14 protein-coding genes are annotated in these 15,857 nt (G+C 66.4%); 9 read left to right on the top strand and 5 right to left on the bottom strand.

The window, feature by feature from the left end:
* Positions 1-4: 4 nt before the first annotated feature.
* On the bottom strand, positions 5-1,153 hold the full coding sequence (locus QM685_RS32935; RefSeq protein WP_415123405.1) for a Re/Si-specific NAD(P)(+) transhydrogenase subunit alpha: 1,149 nt from the start codon (positions 1,151-1,153) through the stop codon (positions 5-7).
* Positions 1,154-1,478: 325 nt separating this feature from the next.
* Here QM685_RS32935 and QM685_RS32930 point away from each other — a divergent pair, with 325 nt between their 5' ends.
* The 8 genes from QM685_RS32930 (at position 1,479) to QM685_RS32895 (ending at position 10,875) form a co-directional block, all read left to right on the top strand.
* Positions 1,479-1,958 carry an NUDIX hydrolase gene (locus QM685_RS32930; protein ID WP_415123403.1) on the top strand — a complete coding sequence of 160 codons (480 nt, stop codon included), beginning with the start codon at positions 1,479-1,481 and terminating at the stop codon, positions 1,956-1,958.
* An 88-nt stretch (positions 1,959-2,046) separates the two neighbouring features.
* On the top strand, positions 2,047-3,318 hold the full coding sequence (gene mnmA, locus QM685_RS32925; RefSeq protein ID WP_415123401.1) for a tRNA 2-thiouridine(34) synthase MnmA: 1,272 nt from the start codon (positions 2,047-2,049) through the stop codon (positions 3,316-3,318).
* Positions 3,319-3,614: 296 nt separating this feature from the next.
* Entirely contained in the window at positions 3,615-5,225 is a 1,611-nt protein-coding gene (locus tag QM685_RS32920) for an FMN-binding glutamate synthase family protein (RefSeq protein WP_415123399.1), read from the top strand.
* 184 nt (positions 5,226-5,409) lie between these two features.
* Positions 5,410-6,417 carry a glycine--tRNA ligase subunit alpha gene (glyQ, locus tag QM685_RS32915; protein ID WP_415123397.1) on the top strand — a complete coding sequence of 336 codons (1,008 nt, stop codon included), beginning with the start codon at positions 5,410-5,412 and terminating at the stop codon, positions 6,415-6,417.
* A gap of 15 nt (positions 6,418-6,432) precedes the next feature.
* Positions 6,433-8,532 carry a glycine--tRNA ligase subunit beta gene (gene glyS / locus QM685_RS32910; RefSeq protein WP_415123395.1) on the top strand — a complete coding sequence of 700 codons (2,100 nt, stop codon included), beginning with the start codon at positions 6,433-6,435 and terminating at the stop codon, positions 8,530-8,532.
* A gap of 10 nt (positions 8,533-8,542) precedes the next feature.
* Positions 8,543-9,097: a D-glycero-beta-D-manno-heptose 1,7-bisphosphate 7-phosphatase gene (gmhB, locus tag QM685_RS32905; RefSeq protein ID WP_415123393.1), complete on the top strand. Its 555-nt coding sequence runs from the start codon at positions 8,543-8,545 to the stop codon at positions 9,095-9,097.
* 52 nt (positions 9,098-9,149) lie between these two features.
* Positions 9,150-9,908, top strand: coding sequence for a lysophospholipid acyltransferase family protein (locus QM685_RS32900; protein ID WP_415123391.1), 759 nt, complete (start codon positions 9,150-9,152; stop codon positions 9,906-9,908).
* Positions 9,909-9,948: 40 nt separating this feature from the next.
* Positions 9,949-10,875, top strand: a complete 927-nt coding sequence (locus QM685_RS32895) for a M48 family metallopeptidase (RefSeq protein ID WP_415123389.1) — start codon at positions 9,949-9,951, stop codon at positions 10,873-10,875.
* 32 nt (positions 10,876-10,907) lie between these two features.
* On the opposite strand, the gene gloA is transcribed toward QM685_RS32895, so the two are convergent.
* Positions 10,908-11,294 carry a lactoylglutathione lyase gene (gene gloA, locus QM685_RS32890; RefSeq protein ID WP_415123387.1) on the bottom strand — a complete coding sequence of 129 codons (387 nt, stop codon included), beginning with the start codon at positions 11,292-11,294 and terminating at the stop codon, positions 10,908-10,910.
* Positions 11,295-11,540: 246 nt separating this feature from the next.
* Here gloA and QM685_RS32885 point away from each other — a divergent pair, with 246 nt between their 5' ends.
* On the top strand, positions 11,541-12,485 hold the full coding sequence (locus QM685_RS32885) for a DMT family transporter (RefSeq protein ID WP_415123385.1): 945 nt from the start codon (positions 11,541-11,543) through the stop codon (positions 12,483-12,485).
* Positions 12,486-12,513: 28 nt separating this feature from the next.
* Here the strand turns inward: QM685_RS32885 and rsmA are convergent, their stop codons facing one another.
* The 3 genes from rsmA to QM685_RS32870 all read right to left on the bottom strand — a co-directional run bounded on the left by rsmA (position 12,514) and on the right by QM685_RS32870 (position 15,826).
* The gene (gene rsmA / locus QM685_RS32880) at positions 12,514-13,356 is read right to left on the bottom strand and encodes a 16S rRNA (adenine(1518)-N(6)/adenine(1519)-N(6))-dimethyltransferase RsmA (RefSeq protein WP_415123383.1); all 843 of its coding nucleotides are present in this window, start codon (positions 13,354-13,356) and stop codon (positions 12,514-12,516) included.
* 84 nt (positions 13,357-13,440) lie between these two features.
* Entirely contained in the window at positions 13,441-14,451 is a 1,011-nt protein-coding gene (pdxA, locus tag QM685_RS32875; RefSeq protein ID WP_415123381.1) for a 4-hydroxythreonine-4-phosphate dehydrogenase PdxA, read from the bottom strand.
* Between the two features lie 10 nt (positions 14,452-14,461).
* A complete protein-coding gene (locus QM685_RS32870; protein ID WP_415123379.1) occupies positions 14,462-15,826 on the bottom strand; it encodes a peptidylprolyl isomerase in 1,365 nt (454 codons plus the stop codon).
* Between the last annotated feature and the right edge of the window lie 31 nt (positions 15,827-15,857).

Raw genomic sequence — 15,857 nt, 5'->3', positions numbered from 1 at the left:
CCCGTTACTTACGCGTGACCTGACCATCGCGAGCCAGCAGCGTGGCCGCGACGATATCGTCCGCGAGATCGATGTTCAGCGTGCCTTCCTTCGTGACGATCAGCTTCAGGAAGTCGAGCAGATTGCGCGCATACAGCGACGACGCGTCGGCGGGCACCATCGCGGCGAGATTCGTATAGCCGACGATCTGCACGCCATGGCGCACCACCACTTGGTCCGTTTCGGTCAACGGACAGTTGCCGCCGCGCCGGCCGTCGCTTCCATCCACTCCCTGGCCGCGTCCGGCGGCGAGATCGACGATCACCGAGCCCGGCTTCATCGCCTGCACGGTTTCCACCGAAATCAGCGTCGGCGCGGGGCGGCCCGGAATCAGCGCGGTCGAAATCACGACGTCGGCCTGCTTCGCGCGCTCGTGCACGAGCGCCGACTGACGCGCGAGCCACGACGGCGGCATCGGCCGTGCATAGCCGCCGACGCCTTGCGCGGCCTCGCGCTCTTCGTCGGTTTCGTAGGGAACGTCGAGAAATTTGGCGCCGAGCGATTCGATCTGCTCTTTCACGGCTGGGCGCACGTCGGACGCTTCGAGCACCGCGCCGAGACGCTTCGCGGTCGCGATCGCCTGCAGGCCGGCGACACCCGCGCCGAGCACCAGCACGCGCGCGGCCTTCACGGTGCCGGCCGCGGTCATCAGCATCGGCATGAAGCGCGGATAGAGCGTCGCCGCGAGCAGCACCGCCTTGTAGCCGGCGATGTTCGCCTGCGACGACAGCACGTCGAGGCTCTGCGCGCGCGTCGTGCGCGGCGCGGCCTCCAGCGCGAACGCGGTCACGCCGGCGGTGGCGAGTTTGGCAGCGTTGTCGGCGTTGAACGGATCGAGCATGCCGACGAGCGTCGCGCCGCGTTTCAGGAGCGGCAGTTCGGGATCGGTGGGGGACTGGACTTTGAGGACGAGATCGGCGCCGAACGCGGTGGCGGCATCGACGATTTCCGCGCCCACGGCCGTATAGGCTTCGTCGGGAAAGCTCGCACCGGCGCCGGCGCCGTTCTGGAGCGTGACCCGATGGCCTTGAGCCACGTACTTCTTCACCGTTTCGGGCGTCGCGGCAACGCGGGTTTCATGCGCGCGCGTCTCGGCTGGCACTCCGATGTGCATCGTTGTTCCTCCTCGACTTCCTGTTTGACGACAGATCGGCCGACGAGGCACGCCGGCTTGCAAATGCAACGGCTAACGGGCCTCACTTTAACCGAAACCGCCGCCGCATCGAAATTGGGGGCAATGCGGGGGCACGGCAACGCCGCGCATGCCGGCTGAATCGCGGGCCGTGCGGGAGGTCCGACGTGTCGCCGGCCCCTTGCCGGTAGGCTTTGGCCGATGCCTTGTTCCGTCCACCCATCGCCGCACGGCTTGCCCAGTGCCGGGCCTCGCCGCCTGCCCGCTGCCCGGCAGCCCGCGCCCAGAACCGGTAAAATGCGCAGCCATGAAACCGGAAACCTGGCTGCCGCACGTCACCGTCGCGGCGATCGTCGAGCGTGACGGGCGCTTCCTGCTGGTCGAGGAGCACACCGCCGCCGGCTTGCGCCTGAATCAGCCCGCCGGTCATCTGGAGGCGGGCGAAACGCTGCTGGAAGCGGTGGTCCGCGAAACGCTCGAGGAAACCGCGCATCCGTTCGTGCCCGAAGCACTCGTCGGGATGTATATGACCCACTTCGAGCGGGCCGGCCGCGAGGGCGTCACGTATTTACGCTTCACCTATTGCGGCGCAGGGGGCGAACCGGAGCCGGCACAGGCGCTCGACGCCGACATCGTCCGCACGCTGTGGATGAGCGCCGATGAACTGCGCGCCTGCCCCGAGCGGCATCGCACGCCGCTCGTCATGCAATGCGTCGACGATTACCTGGCCGGCCGGCGTTTCCCGCTCGGCTTCGTGCACACGCATTCGGTCGGGCCGAGGCGCTAGACCAACCTCGCGAGAGCCATCACGGTCCGGCCGCCACGAACGGCCACCCCACGATTCATGCAGTCATGCAGCACCCAGTGAGCACCCTATGAGCAAGCGCAAAGTCGTAGTAGGCATGTCGGGCGGCGTCGATTCGTCGGTCACCGCGTGGCTGCTGAAGGAACAGGGCTACGACGTGGTCGGCCTGTTCATGAAGAACTGGGAAGACGACGACGACAGCGAATACTGCTCGACACGGCAGGACTGGATCGACGTGGTATCGGTGGCGGACCTGATCGGCATCGACGTCGAGGCGGTCAATTTCGCGGCCGAATACAAGGACCGCGTGTTCGCCGAATTTCTGCGCGAATACTCGGCCGGCCGCACGCCGAATCCGGACGTGCTGTGCAACGCCGAAATCAAGTTCAAGGCCTTTCTCGATCACGCGATGTCGCTCGGCGCGCAAACCATCGCGACCGGCCACTATGCGCGCGTGCGCCAGAACCACGCGCGCGACGGCCGCTTCGAGCTGCTGAAGGCGCTCGACCACACGAAAGACCAGTCGTACTTCCTGCACCGGCTGAACCAGGCGCAACTGTCGAAGACGCTGTTCCCGCTCGGCGAGATTCCGAAGACGAAGGTGCGCGAAATCGCCGGGCAGATCGGTTTGCCGAACGCGAAGAAGAAGGATTCGACCGGCATCTGCTTCATCGGCGAGCGGCCGTTTCGCGACTTCCTGAACCGCTATCTGCCGACCAGGCCAGGCCCGATGAAAACCACCGACGGCAAGACGGTCGGCGAACACATCGGCCTCGCGTTCTACACGTTCGGCCAGCGCAAGGGCATCGGCCTCGGCGGCAGCAAGGACGGCAGCGGCGACCCGTGGTTCGTGGCCGGCAAGGACATTCCTTCGAACACGCTGTACGTCGCGCAGGGGCATGACCATCCGTGGCTGCTGTGCCATACGCTGTCGGCGGGCAACACGAGCTGGGTCGCGGGCGAGCCGCCGGCCGAAGGCTTCGCGTGCAGCGCGAAGACCCGCTACCGGCAGGCGGACGCGGCGTGCAGGTTCAGTGCGGCGGCGGACGGCGCGGGCCTCTTCGAGCTGACCTTCGACGCCGCGCAGTGGGCCGTCACGCCGGGACAGTCGGCGGTGCTGTATGACGGCGACGTGTGCCTCGGCGGCGGCATCATCGAGCATGCGATGACCGGGCAGCCGGCGGAACTGCCGCCGGACCAGCCGCAGAAACAGACGCGGAGTCAGCGGCGCAAACAGGCGCAAAACGAGGCCCGGAAGCAAACGCCAAAGCAGCCGCAAGATCAATCGCCAGGCCAGCCGCAAACCTCGCGGCAGAAAGCGGCGCTGCTGGGCGCGCGCTGATCGATGCATAACGGCAAGCGCGGCGAGTCGTGCGGTTGCGGCACGCTCGCCATGCTCGGGCCGTTCAACCCACTCCGCCGACCCTCTCCGCCAAAGCCGTTCACACATGCTTCACCTTCGCGTGCGAACCTCGCTTCGCGCACGCGCCGGCGCGCAAGGACGGCCGAGGCTGAAATTCAGGCTGACCCCGGCATCACGCCGACCCGCGGCCGCCAGTTTTCCTTCGCGATGGATGCCGCCCGCGCCACCGGCACGGACGATCCCGCCGCAACGATCCTCACTGCACTGGAGTCCCCATGTTTTCTCGACGCTATCTGGCCATGTGGTGCGCAATCGCGCTGTTCGCGGTGTGCGCCGCGCTCACCGCGACGCATCATCTGTCGTGGTTCTGGATTCTCGTGCCGGCCGCGCTCGTCGCGCTCGGCGTATTCGACCTGACGCAACAGCGCCACGCGATCCTGCGCAATTACCCGCTGTGGGGACATCTGCGCTTCATCTTCGAATTCATCCGCCCGGAGATCCGTCAGTACTTCGTCGAAGACGACACCGACGAAAAGCCGTTCTCGCGCGCGCAACGCAGCATCGTCTACCAGCGCGCGAAAAACGACGTCGACAGCCGTCCATACGGCACCGAGCTCGACGTGAAAGCGACCGCGCATGAATGGATCAGCCACTCGCTCGCGCCGACCAGACTCGACGGTCACGACTTCCGGATCGTCGTCGGCCCGGATCGCGCGCAGCCCTATTCGATGTCGATCTTCAACGTGTCGGCGATGAGCTTCGGTTCGCTGTCGGCGAACGCGATCATGGCGCTGAACCTCGGCGCGAAGAAAGGCAACTTCGCGCACGACACCGGCGAAGGCTCGATGTCGAAGTATCACCGCGAACATGGCGGCGACATCATCTGGGAAATCGCGTCGGGCTACTTCGGCTGCCGTAACGACGACGGCACCTTCAATCCGGAGAAATTCGCGAAGCAGGCCGCCGAGCCGCAGGTGAAGATGATCGAGGTGAAGCTGTCGCAAGGCGCGAAGCCGGGCCACGGCGGCGTGCTGCCGGCCGCGAAGATCACACCGGAAATCGCCGAAACACGAGGCGTGCCGATGGGCCGCGACTGCATTTCGCCGGCGACGCACTCCGAGTTCTCGACGCCGCGCGGCCTGCTCGAATTCGTCGAGCGGCTGCGCACGCTGTCGGGCGGCAAGCCGACCGGCTTCAAGCTGTGCATCGGGCATCCGTGGGAATTCTTCGGCATCGCGAAGGCGATGCTGGAAACCGGCATCCTGCCGGACTTCATCGTCGTCGACGGCGCCGAGGGCGGCACCGGCGCGGCGCCGCTCGAGTTCACCGATCACGTCGGCGTGCCGTTGCAGGAAGGGCTGCTGCTCGTGCACAACACGCTGGTCGGCATCGGTCTGCGGCAGCGCATCCGGATCGGCGCGAGCGGCAAGATGATCACCGCGTTCGATATCGCGAGGACGCTCGCGATCGGCGCGGACTGGGTCAACGCGGCGCGCGGCTTCATGTTCGCGGTCGGCTGCATCCAGGCACAGACCTGCCACACGGGCCGCTGCCCGACCGGCGTCGCGACCCAGGACCCGGTGCGCCAACGCGCGCTGGTGGTGCCGGACAAGGCCGACCGCGTGTTCAGCTTCCATCACAACACGCTGCACGCGTTGCAGGAAATCATCCAGGCGGCGGGGCTGCGGCATCCGGCGGAGTTGCGCGCGCATCACATCGTGCGGCGGGTGTCCTCGCATGAGGTGCGGCTGATGTCGGAGTTGCTGAAGTATCTGCAACCGAATGATCTGCTCGAAGGCAACTATCGCTATACGCTGTTCGAGAAGTACTGGCCGATCGCGCAAAGCGATTCGTTTTCACCGAAGGCGGAGCTGGCGGCGACCTGAGCGGCAACGCGCCCGTTCCCGTCCCTTCAGTCGTCCAAAAACCGCATCGCGGCCCGCCCACCCCCGCAAAACAGGCCGCCCCCGTCCCTTTCCGCTAAAATCTCGGGTTTTAGCACTTCGCTTCCACGGCCGCCTCGCGCGCTCCGGCGCACGCGGCACGGCCCCCATGCCCGAAAGGCACTTCATGCTCACGTTTCAGCAAATCATCCTGACCTTGCAGTCCTACTGGGACAAGCAGGGCTGCGCGTTGCTCCAGCCGATCGACATGGAAGTCGGCGCGGGCACGTCCCACGTCCACACGTTCCTGCGTGCAATCGGTCCCGAGCCGTGGCGCGCCGCCTATGTGCAACCGTCGCGCCGCCCGAAAGACGGCCGCTACGGCGAGAACCCGAACCGTCTGCAGCATTACTACCAGTACCAGGTCGTGCTGAAGCCGGCGCCGGAGAACATCCTCGACCTGTACCTCGGCTCGCTCGAAGCGCTCGGCTTCGACCTGAAGCAGAACGACGTGCGCTTCGTCGAGGACGACTGGGAAAACCCGACGCTCGGCGCGTGGGGCCTCGGCTGGGAAGTGTGGCTGAACGGCATGGAAGTGACCCAGTTCACGTATTTCCAGCAGGTCGGCGGCATCGACTGCAAGCCGGTGCTCGGCGAAATCACCTACGGGCTCGAGCGCCTCGCGATGTATCTGCAGAAGGTCGAGAACGTCTACGACCTCGTGTGGACCGAGTGGGAAGAACAAGGCCCGAACGGTCCGGAAATCCGCCGCCTGACCTACGGCGACGTCTATCACCAGAATGAAGTCGAGCAGTCCACGTACAACTTCGAACAGGCGAACGTCGATCTGCTGTTCACGTTCTTCAACAGCTACGAAGCGGAAGCGAAGCGCATGATCGAAGCGCGGCTCGCGCTGCCCGCCTATGAGCTCGTGCTGAAGGCCGGCCACACGTTCAACCTGCTCGACGCGCGCGGCGCGATTTCGGTCACGGAACGCGCGGCGTATATCGGCCGGATTCGCGCGCTGTCGCGTCTGGTCGCGCAGGCCTATTACGACTCGCGCGAAAAGCTCGGCTTCCCGATGCTCGGCAATCCGGTGCACGGCGTGCCCGGCCTCACCACCGACGAGCAGGAAGCCGCGATGCCCGCGTGGGCGCCGCCGCTGAAAGTCGAGCGCAAGATCGACCAGGACTGACGAGAACATCAACCAATGACTCAATCTCAACACGCTACCCTGCTCGTCGAGCTGCTGACCGAAGAACTGCCGCCGAAGGCGCTCGCGCGTCTCGGCGACGCCTTCGCCGAAGGCATTGCGCAGCGCCTCGCGGCGCGCGACCTGATCGACGGCGAGCCGTCGTTCGAACGCTATGCGACGCCGCGCCGCCTCGCGGTCACCATCCACAACGTGCGCGCGATCGCGCCGGAAAAACACGTGCGCGAAAAAGTGCTGCCGGTTTCCGTCGCGCTCGATAAGGACGGCCAGCCCACCGCGCCGCTCGCGAAGAAGCTCGCCGCGCTCGGCTTCCCCGATTTCCCGGTGAACGATCTCGAACGCGCGCAGGACGGCAAGGCCGAGGCCTTCTTCCTGCGCTACGCGGCGCCGGGCGCGACACTCGCCGACGGCCTGCAAGGCGCGCTCGACGAAACGCTCGCGAAGCTGCCGATTCCGAAGGTGATGACCTATCAGCGCCCGGACGGCTCGAGCGTGCAGTTCGTGCGTCCGGTGCATCGGCTGACCGTACTGCATGGCGAAGAAATCGTACCGGTCAGCGCGCTCGGCATCGACGCCGACGACACCACGCTCGGCCATCGCTTCCTGTCCGAAGGCTTCGTGCAGATCCAGCACGCGCAGTCGTATGCGGAAACGCTGAATCACCGCGGCCGCGTGATCGCGAGCTTCGCCGAGCGCAAGGAAGCGATCCGCTCGCAACTGCTCGCGCAAGCCGGTGAAGACAAGGTCGTGATGCCCGAAGCGCTGCTCGACGAAGTGACGTCGCTGGTCGAATGGCCGGTCGTCTACGCCTGCCGCTTCGAGGACGAATTCCTGCAGGTGCCGCAGGAATGCCTGATCCTCACGATGCAGACGAACCAGAAGTATTTCGCGCTGACCGATGCGAACGGCAAGCTGCGCTCGCGCTTCCTGATCGTGTCGAACATCGAGACGGAAACGCCGGACGAAATCGTCGAAGGCAATGAACGCGTGGTGCGTCCGCGTCTGGCCGATGCGAAGTTCTTCTTCACGCAGGACAAGAAGAAGCCGCTCGCCGAGCGTGTGCCGCTGCTCGCGAACGTCGTCTATCACAACAAGCTCGGCTCGGCGCTGCAACGCGTGGAGCGGCTCGAGGGACTGGCCGGCGCGATCGCCGGACTGACCGGCGCCGATGTCGCGCTCGCGAAGCGCGCCGCGCGCCTCGCGAAGGCCGACCTGATCACCGACATGGTCGGCGAATTCCCCGAGCTGCAGGGCACGATGGGCACGTACTACGCGCGCCACGACGGCGAGCCGGAAGAAGTCGCGCTCGCGTGCTCGGAGCACTATCAGCCGCGTTTCTCCGGCGATGCGCTGCCCACGACCGCGACCGGCACCGTCGTCGCGCTCGCCGACAAGCTCGAAACGCTGGTCGGCATCTGGGGCATCGGCCTGCAGCCCACCGGCGAAAAAGACCCGTTCGCGCTGCGCCGTCATGCGCTCGGCGTGCTGCGCATTCTGATCGAGAAGCAATTGCCGGTCGACTTCGTCGAACTGCTGCGCGCCGCGTACGCGCAATTCGCGGGTGTGCCGAACGTCGCCGATTCGACCGATGCGATCTACGAATTCAGCATGGACCGTCTGCGCGGCCTGCTGCGCGAGCGCGGCTACGCCGCCGGCGAAATCGACGCGGTGCTGGCGCTGAATCCGACGCGGCTGGATGACATCGTCGCGCGTCTCGACGCAGTGCGCGAATTCGCGTCGCTCGCCGAGGCGGCATCGCTCGCGGCGGCCAACAAGCGCATCTCCAACATCCTGAAGAAGTCGGACGGCGCGACGAACGGCGCCGTGCAGTCCGCGCTCTTCACCGAAGCAGCCGAAAAGGCGCTCAACGCGCAGCTCGAGCAGGTGACGCCGCGCGTGCAGTCGCAACTGGCCGCGCGCGACTACACCGGCGCGCTCACCGCGCTCGCCGCGTTGCGCGAACCGGTCGACACGTTCTTCAACGACGTGATGGTCAACGCCGAAGACCCGGCGTTGCGCGCCAACCGTCTGGCCTTGCTCGGCGCGCTGCATCAGCAGATGAACTGCGTGGCCGACATTTCCCGACTCGCTGCGTGAGCCCCGCGTCATGCCGACCAAGAAAGTAGTCATTCTCGACCGCGACGGCGTGATCAACGTCGATTCCGACGCGTTCATCAAGTCGCCCGACGAATGGGTCGCGCTGCCCGGCGCACTGGAGGCGATCGCGCGTCTGAACCAGGCGGGCTATCGCGTCGCGATCGCGACCAACCAGTCGGGTATCGGCCGCGGTCTGTTCGACATGGACGCGTTGAACGCCATGCATCTGAAGATGCACCGGCTGGCGGCGGCCGTCGGCGCGCGCATCGACGCGGTGTTCTTCTGCCCGCACACGGCGGAAGACCACTGCGAATGCCGCAAGCCGAAGCCCGGCATGCTGAAGATGATCACCGAGCGTTTCGAAATCGATCCGGCGCATACGCCGGTCGTCGGCGACTCGCTGCGCGATCTGCAGGCGGGCGCGGTGCTCGGTCATCCGCTGCATCTGGTGTTGAGCGGCAAGGGCCGCAAGACGCTCGAAGCGGGCGGCCTGCCCGAAGGCACGATCGTGCACGACGACCTGCGCGCGTTCGCGCTCGACTTTCTCGCCGACGTCCACGAGTAACGCCAGGCGCGACGCGCACGCCGCGCGTTCCCAACCCTCACCGACCACGCCGATGCGCTTTTTCCGCTCCCTGCTGCTGCTGATCTATTTCGTGCTGGCCACGGTGCCGTACGCGACCGCGTGCTTCATCGCGTTTCCGTTCATGCGCGCGGAAAACCGCTACTGGATGGCGACCGGCTGGTGCCGCCTCACGCTGTGGGCGGTGCGCTACCTGAACGGTATCCGCTACCGCATCGAAGGCCTGGAGAACCTGCCCAACGGTCCGGCCGTGCTGCTGTCGAAGCACCAGTCGGCATGGGAAACGCTCGCGTTTCCGGCGATCATGCCGCGGCCGCTGTGCTACGTGTTCAAGCGCGAGCTGCTGTACGTGCCGTTCTTCGGCTGGGCGCTCGGCATGCTGAAGATGGTTCACATCGACCGCAAGGCCGGCAAATACGCGTTCGAATCGGTCACGAATCAGGGCAAGGTGCGCATGGCCGAAGGCGCGTGGGTCATCATGTTTCCGGAAGGCACGCGCACGCCGACCGGCAAGCAGGGCAAGTACAAGACCGGCGGCGCGCGCTTCGCGATCGCGACCGGCGCGCCGGTCGTGCCGATCGCGCACAACGCGGGGCGCGTGTGGCCGCGCAACTCGTTTACGAAATATCCGGGTATAGTCACGGTGTCGATCGGTAAGCCGATCGACACGACGGGGCTCACGCCCGACGAAGTGAACACGCGCGTCGAACAGTGGATCGAAGCCGAAATGCGCCGCATCGATCCCACTGCATACCGCGCGGCGGCAGACGATTCCGCCGCCGCTCCCATCTGACGCGCCACGCCCACGCGGCGTATTGCGCGAAGCGAAGCCGATGCAGAAGTCTCCTACGCCGCAGCCCGCTGCGGCGCTCGAAAACCGGCAGCTCGATCTCCCGCTCTTCGCCGAGCCGGGGTCGACGTCGTCGTCTCCTTCACCGACCCCTTCACCTTCCGCGCCGGGTTCTTTACCAGGTTCCCCAAGCTCATCGAGTCCATCGCCGGCGTTGCCACCCGCCGTGCCCCTCGCGCCGGACGGCAGCAAGCTGCGCAGCCTGACCATCGGTTCGCGCACGCTGCACTACGTGCTCAAGCGTTCGGCGCGCCGCTCGATCGGCTTTGCGATCGACAGCACCGGACTCACGATCACCGCGCCGCGCTGGGTCACGCTCGCTGATATCGAAACCGCGATCACCGAAAAACAGCGCTGGATTTTCAGAAAGCTGATCGAATGGCAAACGCGCGTCGAACAGCGCGCATTGCCGAAGATCGACTGGAAAGACGGCGCCGAAGTGCCCTATCTCGGCCAGCCGGTGCGCGTGACGCTCGGCGCGCCGCAAGGCACGCTCGCGTTCTGTGCCGAGAATGCCGCGCTGCAATTGCCGCTGCCGTTGCAGGCCGATCCGCAGCAGATCAAGGACCGCGTGCAGGGCTGGCTGCAAGGCGAAGCGAAGCGCGTGTTCGGCGAACGTCTCGCGATTTACGCGCAGAAGCTCGGCGTCGACTATCGCGCGTATGCGCTGTCGGCGGCGGCGACGCGCTGGGGCAGTTGTTCGAGCGACGGCAAGATCCGCCTGAACTGGCGACTGATTCATTTCCCGCTGTCGATCATCGATTACGTCGTCGCACACGAGCTCTCGCATCTGCGCGAGATGAATCACAGCCCGCGCTTCTGGCAGACCGTCGAATCGATTTTTCCGGAATTTCGCGAGGCGCGGCAAACGCTGAAGTCGCATCCGCCGGAATTGCTGCCGACGCTTTGACGCGTGGAGCGCGGCCTCATCCGCGATTCACATCACTTTTTCCGCTGAATGAATTCGATCTTGTAGCCGTCCGGATCGGTGACGAATGCGATCACGGTCGTGCCGTGCTTCATCGGACCCGCTTCGCGCACGACGGTGCCGCCCCGCGCCTTGATCTTCTCGCACGCGGCATAGGCGTCTTCCACTTCGACCGCGAGGTGGCCGAAACCGGTGCCGAGATCGTACGACGGTGTGTCCCAGTTGTGCGTCAGTTCGATGACCGTGCCGTCGCGCTCGTCGGTGTAGCCGACGAACGCCAGCGTGAATTTGCCATCCGGATAGTCATTGCGGCGCAGCAGTTTCATGCCGAGCAGTTCGGTGTAGAAAGCGATCGAACGATCGAGGTCGCCGACCCGGATCATGGTATGAAGCAGGCGCATCGCGCACTCCCTTGTAGCTTGATAACGAGATCGTCAATTTACCCGGAATCGGGCGGCGCTGCAGGCAGCACGACGTGCGGTGCGGGCCGTCACGGGCAAGCAAAGAGAAAGCTTGCGATCCCCGGCAAGCTCGCGTAGAAGATAGGGGCTTCGCTCGCCGCCGGGTCGCTTTGCTATCGTATGGCCTCCGCCATCCCCCGGCCGGCATCGCCACCCTTCTCCGATCTCGCCACCCCATCATCGCCCATGAGCACGACCACTGCCCTGCCCACACGCCGCGCCCCGGATAGCTTCGCGATCCTGCTGATGGTCGGCCTCTGCGCGATCTGGGGACTCCAGCAGGTCGCGATCAAGACCACCAATGTGGCGCTGCCGCCGGTCTTTCAGGCGGGACTGCGCTCGGCGATCGCGTCGGTGCTCGTGTGGGCATGGGCGCGCTCGCGCGGCACGCCGCTCTTTTGCGACGACGGCACGCTCGGCGCCGGCCTGCTCGCGGGCGTGCTGTTCGCGGCCGAGTTCATCTGCATCTTTCTCGGCCTGACGCTGACGAGCGCGTCGCGCATGGCGGTCTTCCTGTACACGGCACCGTGCTTCACGGCGCTCGGCCTGCACTGGTTCGTCGATGGCGAACGGATGCGCCGCATTCAGTGGCTCGGCATCATCATCGCGTTCGCGGGGATGGCGCTCGCGTTCGCGGACGGCTTCCTGCATGCGGGCACAGGCGCGGCTCACGGCTCGACGCTCGCGGGCGCCGCCGGCGACGCGCTCGGCGTGCTCGCCGGCATCGCATGGGCCGCGACTACCGTGGTCGTGCGTGGTTCGCGGCTCGCGCATACGAGCGCGAGCAAGACGCTGCTCTATCAGTTGATCGTGTCGGCGGTGGTGTTGCTCGCACTGGCGCTCGTGCTCGGTCAGGCGCGCGTGGAGACCGTGACGCCGCTCGCGCTCGCGAGCCTCGCGTATCAGGCGGTGATCGTCGCGTTCGTCAGCTATCTGCTGTGGTTCTGGCTGCTCACGCGCTATATCGCGTCGCGTCTATCGGTGTTTTCGTTTCTGACGCCGCTGTTTGGCGTGACCTTCGGCGTGCTGCTGCTCGGCGAATCGTTCAGCGGGCGCTTCCTCACCGCCGCGCTGCTCGTGCTGACCGGCATCGCGCTCGTCAACGCACCGGCCAGGCGGAGCGCCGCGTAACGCGCAGTGGCCCACCGCGGCGTCACGCTTATTCCGATGCGGCTGCGCGTCGCGCCGCCACCGCCTGCGCGACGCTCACGTATTCGGCGACCGGCACGTCTTCCGCGCGGCGTTGCAGGTCGAAGCCGAGCGCGTCGAAATCCACACTGTCGCGCAGCGCGGCGAGCGTGTTGCGCAGCATCTTGCGGCGTTGCGAGAACGCCGCCGTCACCACGTCGCCGAGCACGGTTTCGTCGACCACCGGCATTTCGTGCCGTTCGTACGGAATCATCCGCACGATCGCCGAATCGACCTTCGGCGGCGGCTGGAACGCCTCGGGCGGCACGTCGAGCTGCTTGTCGATCACATAGCGATATTGCAGCATCACCGACAGGCGGCTGAACGCCTTCGTGCCGGGCTCCGCGACCATCCGCTCGACCACCTCGTTCTGCAGCATGAAGTGCTGATCGATCACGCGATCCGCGAACGTCGCCAGATGAAACAGCAGCGGGCTCGAAATGTTGTACGGCAGATTGCCGACGATGCGCAACGATGCCTTCTCGCCGGGAGCCGCGAGCGAGCCGAAGTCGAACGCGAGCGCGTCGCCCGCGTGCAGTTCGAGCAGGTCGCCGAATTTCGTCTTCAGACGGGCGATCAGATCGCGGTCCAGCTCGACCGCGTGCAGCGGCGCCTCGGGCGTCGCAAGGCGCTCGATCAGCGGTTCGGTGAGCGCGCCGAGTCCTGGCCCGATCTCGACCATGCGCTCGCCGCGCCGCGGCCGGATCACGTCGACGATCGAATCGATCACGCCCATGTCGATCAGAAAGTTCTGACCGAAACGCTTGCGCGCGAGATGGCCCTGGTGCCGGCCTTGCTGTCTGCTGGTGGACATCGGAGAAACGCTGGAAAGAAAACTGCCTGGGAAAAGAAATACGCCTCTGCGTGCAAGCCGCTAACGCAATAGCAACGGCAGTGCTCAGCCCGCGCGACGGTGTTGCGCCATCGACACCGCCGTGTCGATCGCGGCCATCAGGCTGCCCGCGTCGGCGCGGCCGGTGCCGGCCAGATCGAGCGCGGTGCCGTGGTCGACCGACGTGCGGATGATCGGCAAGCCGAGCGTGACGTTGATGCCTTCGCCGAACGTCGCGTACTTGAGCACCGGCAGGCCCTGGTCGTGGAACATCGCGAGCACACAGTCGGCCTCTTCGAGATAGCGCGGCTGGAACAGCGTGTCGGCCGGATAGGGGCCGCGCGCGTCGATGCCCGCGCCGTTCGCCTGCCTCAGTGCCGGCGTGATGACGTCGATTTCCTCGCGGCCCAGATAGCCGTTTTCGCCCGCGTGCGGGTTCAGCCCCGTCACGAGAATGCGCGGCGCGGGTAAGCCGAAGTGCTGGCGCAAGTCCTGGTCGATGATGCGCAGCGTCTCGACCAGACTCCCGATCGTCAACGCCGCCGCCACGTCTTTCAGCGGCAGATGCGTGGTGGCGAGCGCGACGCGCAGCGGCCGCTTGCCGATGCCCGCGAGCATCATGACGACGCGCGGCGTATGGGTGCGCTCGGCGAGATATTCGGTGTGGCCGGTGAACGGCACACCGGCATCGTTGATCGTGCTTTTTTGCAGCGGCGCGGTGACGATCGCGTCGAACGTGCCGGCCACCGCGCCGTCGATCGCCGCATCGAGCAGGTCGAGCACATAGCGGCCGTTCGCGGCGTCGAGCCGGCCCGCCCGTGACGGCGCGCCGAGCGCGTGATGCTGGATGCGCACACGCTTGCCGTCGGCGATCAGCGCGGCCCAGTCGACGCCCACCGCGCGCGCGCGATCGGCGAGCAGTTGCGCGTCGCCGAGCACGGTGAACTGCGCGCCGGGCCAGTGCGCCGCCGCCCCGGCCAGCGCCTGCGCGGTCAGCTCGGGACCGACGCCGGCGGGCTCGCCGGTCGTGATCGCGATCTGCAGCGGACGGCTTGCGGACTGGGCGGCGCTGGTCATGACATGAACCTTACTGCACGCTCGGCGGCGCGGATTTCACTTCGACGTACGCGGTGTCGCGCAATTCGCGCAGCCAGTCGGCGTAAGCCTGTTCCGCCTTGCGCTGGCCGATCGCCTGACGCGCGAGATCCATCTGCTGCGCGACCGAGCCTTCCGCGTCGCGGCGGCCGAGCACCTGGATCAGGTGGTAGCCGTATTCGCTGCGGACCGGGTCGCTGATCTGGCCGTCCTGCAGCGAGTTCATCGCGCGCTCGAATTCCGGCACCGTTTCGCCCGGGCTGATCCAGCCGAGATCCCCGCCCTGCGACGCCGAGCCGTCCTGCGAGTAGGTGCGCGCGAACTTCGCGAAGTCGCCGCCCGCGGCGATCTGGTTCTTGATGTCGAGCAGTTTCTGGCGTGCCTGCTGCTCGGAGAGGCCATCGCCGACGCGCAGCAGAATGTGGCGCACGTGCGTCTGCACGAGCTTCGGCGCGTCGCCGGTGCTGCCCTGACCGGCGCGGCGCTCGACGAGACGGACGATCTCGAAACCGTCGTTGGTGCGGATCAGTTGCGGGTCGACCTCGCCCGGGCGCAGCGTCGACGCGGCCGTGACGAACTCGGGCGGCAGCTTCGACGGCGCGAGGAAACCGAGGTCGCCGCCGTTCTTCGCCGCATCGGGTGCCTGCGAATTCGCCTTCGCGAGCTTTTCGAAATTCGCGCCGCCCTTCGCTTCGGCCAGCAGCGCCTCGGCCTTCTTCTGCGCCGCCTCGATGTCGGTCTCCGGCGCGTTAAGCGGCGCCTTCAGGAAAATGTGCTGGATGTGCAGATCGTTCGTCTGGCCGGCGTTCGGGCCGCGCTGGCTGGCGATGTAGTTCGCGACCTCGGCGTCCGTCACCGTGATCTTGCTGTCCACTTCCTTTTCACGCAGACGCGACAGCGTCAGCTCCGTGCGCGCGTCGCTCGTGAAGGTGCTCCAGGGCACGCCCGCCGCCTCGATGCGCGCGCGGTACATCTCGAGCGGCATGTTGTTCGCCTGCGCGAGACGCTCGAGCGTGCGCTGCACGGCCGCGTCGTCGACGGTGATGCCGTCTTCCTTCGCCTTCTGCAACTGGATGCGCTCGAGCACCATCTGCGTGAGCACCTGCTGGCGCAACTGGTCCATCGGCGGGACCGGTGCGTTCTGCTGGTTCAGCCGGTGCGCGATCAGGCCGACGCGCTCGTCAAGTTCGCGCTGCGTAATGACACCGTTGTTGACCACCGCGGCGATGGTGTCGACCGTCTGGCCGTTACTGCCGCTCAATGCCTGCGCCTGTACCGACGCAACCGGAAAGAAAGACGCCGCGGCGGCGAGACTCGCCGCGAGCGTTGCGAAGCGAAGCTTTTTCATGATTGCCACAGATACTCCAGTGATGTCGGGCGCTTCGCCC

This window comes from Paraburkholderia sp., assembly GCF_047605525.1.
Taxonomy (GTDB): domain Bacteria; phylum Pseudomonadota; class Gammaproteobacteria; order Burkholderiales; family Burkholderiaceae; genus Paraburkholderia.
Note: the sequence above shows the minus strand (reverse complement) of the source record. Positions and strands in the feature narration are given on the sequence as shown.

Bases quoted from the DNA above. Each gene is read 5' to 3' on its own strand.
- QM685_RS32935 (WP_415123405.1), bottom strand. From the start codon at position 1,153: ATGCACATCGGAGTGCCAGCCGAGACGCGCGCGCATGAAACCCGCGTT.
- QM685_RS32930 (WP_415123403.1), top strand. From the start codon at position 1,479: ATGAAACCGGAAACCTGGCTGCCGCACGTCACCGTCGCGGCGATCGTC.
- mnmA (WP_415123401.1), top strand. From the start codon at position 2,047: ATGAGCAAGCGCAAAGTCGTAGTAGGCATGTCGGGCGGCGTCGATTCG.
- QM685_RS32920 (WP_415123399.1), top strand. From the start codon at position 3,615: ATGTTTTCTCGACGCTATCTGGCCATGTGGTGCGCAATCGCGCTGTTC.
- glyQ (WP_415123397.1), top strand. From the start codon at position 5,410: ATGCTCACGTTTCAGCAAATCATCCTGACCTTGCAGTCCTACTGGGAC.
- glyS (WP_415123395.1), top strand. From the start codon at position 6,433: ATGACTCAATCTCAACACGCTACCCTGCTCGTCGAGCTGCTGACCGAA.
- gmhB (WP_415123393.1), top strand. From the start codon at position 8,543: ATGCCGACCAAGAAAGTAGTCATTCTCGACCGCGACGGCGTGATCAAC.
- QM685_RS32900 (WP_415123391.1), top strand. From the start codon at position 9,150: ATGCGCTTTTTCCGCTCCCTGCTGCTGCTGATCTATTTCGTGCTGGCC.
- QM685_RS32895 (WP_415123389.1), top strand. From the start codon at position 9,949: ATGCAGAAGTCTCCTACGCCGCAGCCCGCTGCGGCGCTCGAAAACCGG.
- gloA (WP_415123387.1), bottom strand. From the start codon at position 11,294: ATGCGCCTGCTTCATACCATGATCCGGGTCGGCGACCTCGATCGTTCG.
- QM685_RS32885 (WP_415123385.1), top strand. From the start codon at position 11,541: ATGAGCACGACCACTGCCCTGCCCACACGCCGCGCCCCGGATAGCTTC.
- rsmA (WP_415123383.1), bottom strand. From the start codon at position 13,356: ATGTCCACCAGCAGACAGCAAGGCCGGCACCAGGGCCATCTCGCGCGC.
- pdxA (WP_415123381.1), bottom strand. From the start codon at position 14,451: ATGACCAGCGCCGCCCAGTCCGCAAGCCGTCCGCTGCAGATCGCGATC.